This is a genomic window from Melaminivora sp., assembly GCF_032059615.1.
GTDB lineage: Bacteria > Pseudomonadota > Gammaproteobacteria > Burkholderiales > Burkholderiaceae_C > Melaminivora.
Genome location: NZ_DAMCAM010000099.1, coordinates 1 through 5,313, shown reverse-complemented (window position 1 = coordinate 5,313; position 5,313 = coordinate 1). Strand labels below are relative to the sequence as shown.

Annotated in this window: 7 protein-coding genes and 1 tRNA gene; all 8 read right to left on the bottom strand. The window is 69.3% G+C overall.

The genetic code is table 11. The features are described 5' to 3' along the window. Nucleotides 1–71: transfer RNA gene (locus RT051_RS14310), tRNA-Val, on the bottom strand. Between the two features lie 42 nt (nt 72–113). Then, on the bottom strand, nt 114–833 hold the full coding sequence (gene dnaQ, locus RT051_RS14305) for a DNA polymerase III subunit epsilon (RefSeq protein ID WP_313077701.1): 720 nt from the start codon (nt 831–833) through the stop codon (nt 114–116). Next, nucleotides 830–1,168 carry an ISC system 2Fe-2S type ferredoxin gene (fdx, locus tag RT051_RS14300; protein ID WP_313077698.1) on the bottom strand — a complete coding sequence of 113 codons (339 nt, stop codon included), beginning with the start codon at nt 1,166–1,168 and terminating at the stop codon, nt 830–832. Before fdx ends, dnaQ begins: the two co-directional genes overlap by 4 nt. Nucleotides 1,169–1,220: 52 nt before the next feature. Beyond that, a complete protein-coding gene (hscA, locus tag RT051_RS14295) occupies nt 1,221–3,089 on the bottom strand; it encodes a Fe-S protein assembly chaperone HscA (protein ID WP_313077694.1) in 1,869 nt (622 codons plus the stop codon). A 48-nt stretch (nt 3,090–3,137) separates the two neighbouring features. Then, nucleotides 3,138–3,656: a Fe-S protein assembly co-chaperone HscB gene (hscB, locus tag RT051_RS14290; RefSeq protein WP_313077690.1), complete on the bottom strand. Its 519-nt coding sequence runs from the start codon at nt 3,654–3,656 to the stop codon at nt 3,138–3,140. A 180-nt stretch (nt 3,657–3,836) separates the two neighbouring features. Beyond that, nucleotides 3,837–4,160 (bottom strand): iron-sulfur cluster assembly protein IscA, encoded by a 324-nt coding sequence (iscA, locus tag RT051_RS14285; protein ID WP_313077685.1) that lies wholly within the window; start codon nt 4,158–4,160, stop codon nt 3,837–3,839. A gap of 17 nt (nt 4,161–4,177) precedes the next feature. Beyond that, entirely contained in the window at nt 4,178–4,585 is a 408-nt protein-coding gene (gene iscU / locus RT051_RS14280) for a Fe-S cluster assembly scaffold IscU (RefSeq protein WP_313077682.1), read from the bottom strand. 32 nt (nt 4,586–4,617) lie between these two features. Continuing rightward, the coding region (locus RT051_RS14275; protein ID WP_313077680.1) for an aminotransferase class V-fold PLP-dependent enzyme at nt 4,618–5,313 on the bottom strand (696 nt) is incomplete at its 5' end.

The following is a 5,313-nucleotide window of genomic DNA, read 5'->3' as shown; positions in this document are numbered from 1 at the left end:
GGGTGATGCAGGGTTTGAACCTGCGACCCCTGCCGTGTGAAGGCAGTGCTCTACCACTGAGCTAATCACCCTTGCCGCTTGGCGCTGCAAGCCCGCGATTATGGCACAGCTTTTCAGGCTGCCGCCGAAATCTGGCGCCACACGGTCTTGCCGCCGCTGGCCTTGTCGATCTGCGCGAGCACGTCCTCGTGGCTGGCGAGTTCTTCGGCGCTGGGCAGCAGCACGGGCAGGTCGAAGGCGCGCAGGTCCACCGCAGCGGCCAGGCCCCCTGCCCTGCTCGCCGCGGGCGAGTCGTCCAGCATGATCAGCGCGTCCTGGCCACGCGTCATGTTGATGTAGACGTCGGCCAGCAGCTCGGCGTCCAGCAGCGCGCCGTGCAACTGGCGGCCGGAGTTGTCCACCTCCAGGCGGTCGCACAGCGCATCGAGCGAGTTGCGCTTGCCCGGGAACATCTCCTTGGCCATGGCCAGGGTGTCGGTGATGGCGGCCACATGTGTCGCCAGCGGCGCCAGGCCCGCCAGCTCCAGCTCGCGGTTCAGGAAGCCCACGTCGAAGCTGGCGTTGTGGATGATCAGCTCGGCCCCGCGCAGGTACTCGACGATCTCCTGCGCGCGCTCATGAAAGCGCGGCTTGTCGCGCAGGAATTCGTTGGTGATGCCGTGCACCCGCAGCGCCTCTTCGTGGCTGTTGCGGTCGGGGTTGAAATACAGGTGCAGGTTGTTGCCCGTGAGCTTGCGGTGCACCAGCTCCACGCAGCCCAGCTCGATCACGCGGTCGCCGTCCAGCGCCGACAGGCCGGTGGTCTCGGTGTCCAGGACGATCTGGCGCATCAGTTGTTTTCCCGCGCGTGGTTGATGGTGTATTTGGGGATCTCCACCGTCAGGTCGCTCTGCGCCAGGATGGCCTGGCAGGACAGGCGCGACTGCGGCTCCAGGCCCCAGGCGCGGTCGAGCAGGTCGTCCTCTTCCTCCTCCGACTCATTGAGCGAGTCGAAGCCCTCACGCACGATGACGTGGCAGGTCGTGCAGGCGCAGCTCATGTCGCAGGCGTGCTCGATGTTGATGCCGTTGTCCAGCAGCGCCTCGCAGATCGAGGTGCCGGCGGGCGCGCTGATCTGCGTGCCCTCGGGGCAGTACTGGGGATGGGGCAGGATTTTGATGACGGGCATGTGCGAGTAAGGGATGAGATGCTTGAAGGGGGGCTGGCGCTTGGCGGGCCGGTCAGAGGGCGTCCACGCTGCGCCCGGCCAGCGCCTGGCGGATGCCGCGGTTCATGCGCCGGGCGGCAAAGGCCTCGGTGCCGCTGGCCAGCCGCTTGGCGCCGGCCTCGATGGCGGCCGCGTCCTGCGCCTGGGCCAGCAGCTGGCGCAACTCCTGCATCAGCGCATCGATCTCGGCGCGCTCGGCGGGTGCGAGCACGTCGCCGTCGGCCTGCAGGGCGCTGTCGGTGGCCAGCAGCAGCCGGTCGGCATCGACCCGCGCCTCGGCCAGCGCCCGGGCCTGCTTGTCCACCTCGGCGGTGGCAAAGCCCTCCTGCAGCATGCGCGCGATCTCCTCGTCCGACAGGCCGTAGGAGGGTTTCACGTCGATGCGCGCCTGCACGCCGCTGGTCAGCTCCTGGGCGCTCACGCCCAGCAGGCCGTCGGCATCCACCGTGAAGGTGACGCGGATGCGCGCCGCGCCCGCCGCCATGGGCGGGATGCCGCGCAGCTCGAAGCGCGCCAGGCTGCGGCAGTCCTGCACCAGATCGCGCTCGCCCTGCACCACGTGCAGGGCCAGGGCGGTCTGGCCGTCCTGGTAGGTGGTGAAGTCCTGCGCGCGGGCGGTGGGGATGGTCTCGTTGCGGCCGATGATGCGCTCGACCAGGCCGCCCATGGTCTCCAGCCCCAGCGACAGCGGCACCACGTCCAGCAGCAGCAGGTCGCCCGCCGTGTCGTTGCCGGCCAGCTGGTTGGCCTGGATGGCCGCGCCCAGCGCCACCACCTCGTCGGGGTTGAGGTTGGTGAGCGGCGGGCGGCCGAAAAACTCGGCCACGGCCTCGCGCACCTGCGGCATGCGGGTGGAGCCACCCACCAGCACCACGCCCTGCACCTCGCGGCGCTCGATGTGCGCGTCGCGCAGCGCCCGGCGCACCGCCGCCAGCGAGCGCTGGGTGAGCGCCGCGGTGGCGCTGTCGAAGTCCTCGCGGCTGACCTGCAGCCGCACCGGGCCGCCGGAGAGCTCGGCTTCGAACGGCGCCGCGGGCGCGTCGGTCAGCGCCTCCTTGCAGGCGCGCGCGGCCAGGCGCACGGCGGCCTTGTCGCCGGCGGTGGCGGCCGCAAGGCCCAACCGGGCCAGCGCCCAGGCCGCCAGCGCCGCGTCATAGTCGTCGCCGCCCAGGGCCGAGTCGCCGCCGGTGGCGATCACCTCGAAGATGCCGCGCGTCAGGCGCAGGATGGAGATGTCGAAGGTGCCGCCGCCCAGGTCATAGACGGCGTAGATGCCTTCGGAGCCGTTGTCCAGCCCGTAGGCGATGGCCGCGGCCGTGGGCTCGTTGATCAGGCGCAGCAGCTCGACGCCCGCCAGGCGCGCCGCGTCCTTGGTGGCCTGGCGCTGGGCGTCGTCGAAATAGGCCGGCACGGTGATGACGGCGCCGTGGATGTCGCTGTCGAAGGTGTCCTCGGCGCGCTGGCGCAGCGTGGCCAGGATCTCGGCGCTCACCTCCACGGGCGACTTGGCGCCGGCGGCGGTGCGCAGGGTCAGCATGCCCTGCCCGGCCTCGGGCGCCTCGAACGCATAGGGCAGGCGCTCACGCCCGGCCACGTCGGCCAGCGCGCGGCCCATGAAGCGCTTGGCCGAGGCGATGGTGTTGGCCGCGTCGGCCTGCTGCATGGCCAGCGCCGCGTGGCCGATCTGGCTGCGGCCGCCCTCCAGGTAGCGCACCACCGAGGGCAGCAGCACGCGGCCTTCGGCGTCCGGCAGGCATTCGGCCACGCCGTTCCTCACGGCAGCCACCAGCGAGTGCGTGGTGCCCAGGTCGATGCCAATGGCGATGCGCCGCTGGTGCGGATCGGGGGCCTGGCCGGGTTCGGAGATTTGCAAAAGCGCCATGGTTGTGGTTGTTGTAGGTGCCAACGAGGGCGGGTTGCGGGGCGGCGGCTATTGTCCCAGCTGCTCCCGCCGCGCCTCGATGTCGCGGGCGAATCGCGCAATGAACATGAGGGCTCTGACCTCGCGCGCCGCCGCCGCCCAGTCGCCCTGCCCGTCGATCAGCGTGGCCAGGCGCTCAATGGCCTGGCGGCGTGCGGCCTCGGTCTCGTCGTCCAGCGCATCCAATGCCGCGGGCTGCTGCGCGTCCTCCAGCGCCTCGCGCCACTGCATCTGCTGCATCAGGAACTGCGCCGGCATGGCCGTGTTGTCCTCGGCGCGGATGGGCGCGCCGTTGAGCTCGCACAGGTAGGCGGCGCGCCTGAGCGGGTCCTTGAGCCGCTGCCAGGCCTCGTTGATGCGCACCGACCACTGCATGGCCACGCGCTGCGCAGCCGCGCCCTGGGCTGCCGCGCGGTCGGGGTGGGCCTGGCGCTGCAGCTCCTTCCAGCGCGCGGCCAGTTCGGCCGGGTCGAGCGCGAAGCGGCGCGGCAGGCCGAAGAGTTCGAAGTCGTCGGATTGGAGGTTCATACAAAAAGAGAGCAACAGGCCCTGGTCAAAGCTTGCTTTGCGAGTGTTTTCATCCGCAAAGCAAGAAACATCAAAGACATTTAGCTATGTTTTTGATAGCCATGGCAATGAAAAACCGCCAGAGCCGCTCGGGGCAGTGGCGGTTGGGGCCACGCCTTGGGGCGCGGCGGCGCGATTTTCTCAGACGCGGAAGCTCTCGCCGCAGCCGCAGCGGTCGCGCTCGTTGGGGTTGTTGAAGCGAAACCCCTCGTTGAGCCCCTCGCGCACGAAGTCGAGTTCGGTGCCGTCGATGTAGGCCAGGCTCTTGGGGTCGATCAGCACCTTCACGCCATGCTCCTCGAAGACGATGTCCTCGGGCTGGGGCTCGTCCACATACTCGAGCTTGTAGGCCAGGCCCGAGCAGCCCGTGGTCTTGATGCCCAGGCGCACGCCCAGGCCCTTGCCCCGGCGCGCCAGGTAGCGGCTGACGTGGCGGGCAGCGGCTTCGGTCAGGGTGATGGCCATGGCGGCTCCTGCCCCCTTCAGGCCGGCTCGGCGGCGGCTGCCACGCCGTGCTTGGCCTTGTAGTCGTTGACGGCCGCCTTGATGGCGTCCTCGGCCAGGATGGAACAGTGGATCTTCACCGGCGGCAGGGCCAGCTCTTCGGCGATGGCGCTGTTCTTGAGCTGCGCCGCCTCGTCCAGCGTCTTGCCCTTGACCCATTCGGTGACCAGCGACGACGACGCAATGGCCGAGCCGCAGCCATAGGTCTTGAAGCGCGCGTCCTCGATCACGCCGGTATCGGGGTTGACCTTGATCTGCAGCTTCATCACGTCGCCACAGGCGGGCGCGCCCACCATGCCGGTGCCCACCGTCTCGTCGCCCTTGTCGAACGAGCCCACGTTGCGCGGGTTCTCGTAGTGGTCGATCACTTTGTCAGAGTAAGCCATGATTCGTTCTCCTTTTTGCTGTTCCGCCGCGCTCAGTGGGCTGCCCACTGGATGGTGCTCAGATCGACACCATCCTGGTACATCTCCCACAGCGGCGAGAGTTCGCGCAGCTTGGCCACGTTGTGGCGGATGGTCTGCACGGCGTAATCGATTTCTTCCTCGGTCGTGAAGCGGCCAATCGTCATGCGCAGGCTGCTGTGCGCCAGCTCGTCGCTGCGGCCCAGCGCCCGCAGCACGTAGCTGGGCTCCAGGCTGGCCGAGGTGCAGGCCGAGCCCGAGGACACGGCCAGGCCCTTGATGCCCATGATCAGCGACTCGCCCTCGACGTAGTTGAAGCTGATGTTCAGGTTGTGCGGCACGCGCTGCTCGAGGTCGCCGTTGATGAAGACCTGCTCGATGTCCTTCAGGCCGTCCAGCAGGCGCTGCTGCAGGGCGCGCACGCGCTCGCCGTCGCGGGTCATTTCCTCGCCGGCGATGCGAAAGGCCTCGCCCATGCCGACGATCTGGTGGGTGGGCAGCGTACCCGAGCGCATGCCGCGCTCGTGGCCGCCGCCGTGCATCTGCGCCTCCAGGCGCACGCGGGGCTTTCTGCGCACGTACAGCGCGCCGATGCCCTTGGGGCCGTAGGTCTTGTGCGAGGCCAGGCTCATCAGGTCCACCGGCAGCGTCTTGACGTCGATCTCGACCTTGCCCGTGGCCTGCGCGGCATCGACGTGCAGCAGCACGCC

Coding starts and splice junctions, on each gene's coding strand:
- fdx (WP_313077698.1), bottom strand. CDS start 1,168: ATGCCCGTCATCAAAATCCTGCCCCATCCCCAGTACTGCCCCGAGGGC.
- hscB (WP_313077690.1), bottom strand. CDS start 3,656: ATGAACCTCCAATCCGACGACTTCGAACTCTTCGGCCTGCCGCGCCGC.
- iscU (WP_313077682.1), bottom strand. CDS start 4,585: ATGGCTTACTCTGACAAAGTGATCGACCACTACGAGAACCCGCGCAAC.
- hscA (WP_313077694.1), bottom strand. CDS start 3,089: ATGGCGCTTTTGCAAATCTCCGAACCCGGCCAGGCCCCCGATCCGCAC.
- iscA (WP_313077685.1), bottom strand. CDS start 4,160: ATGGCCATCACCCTGACCGAAGCCGCTGCCCGCCACGTCAGCCGCTAC.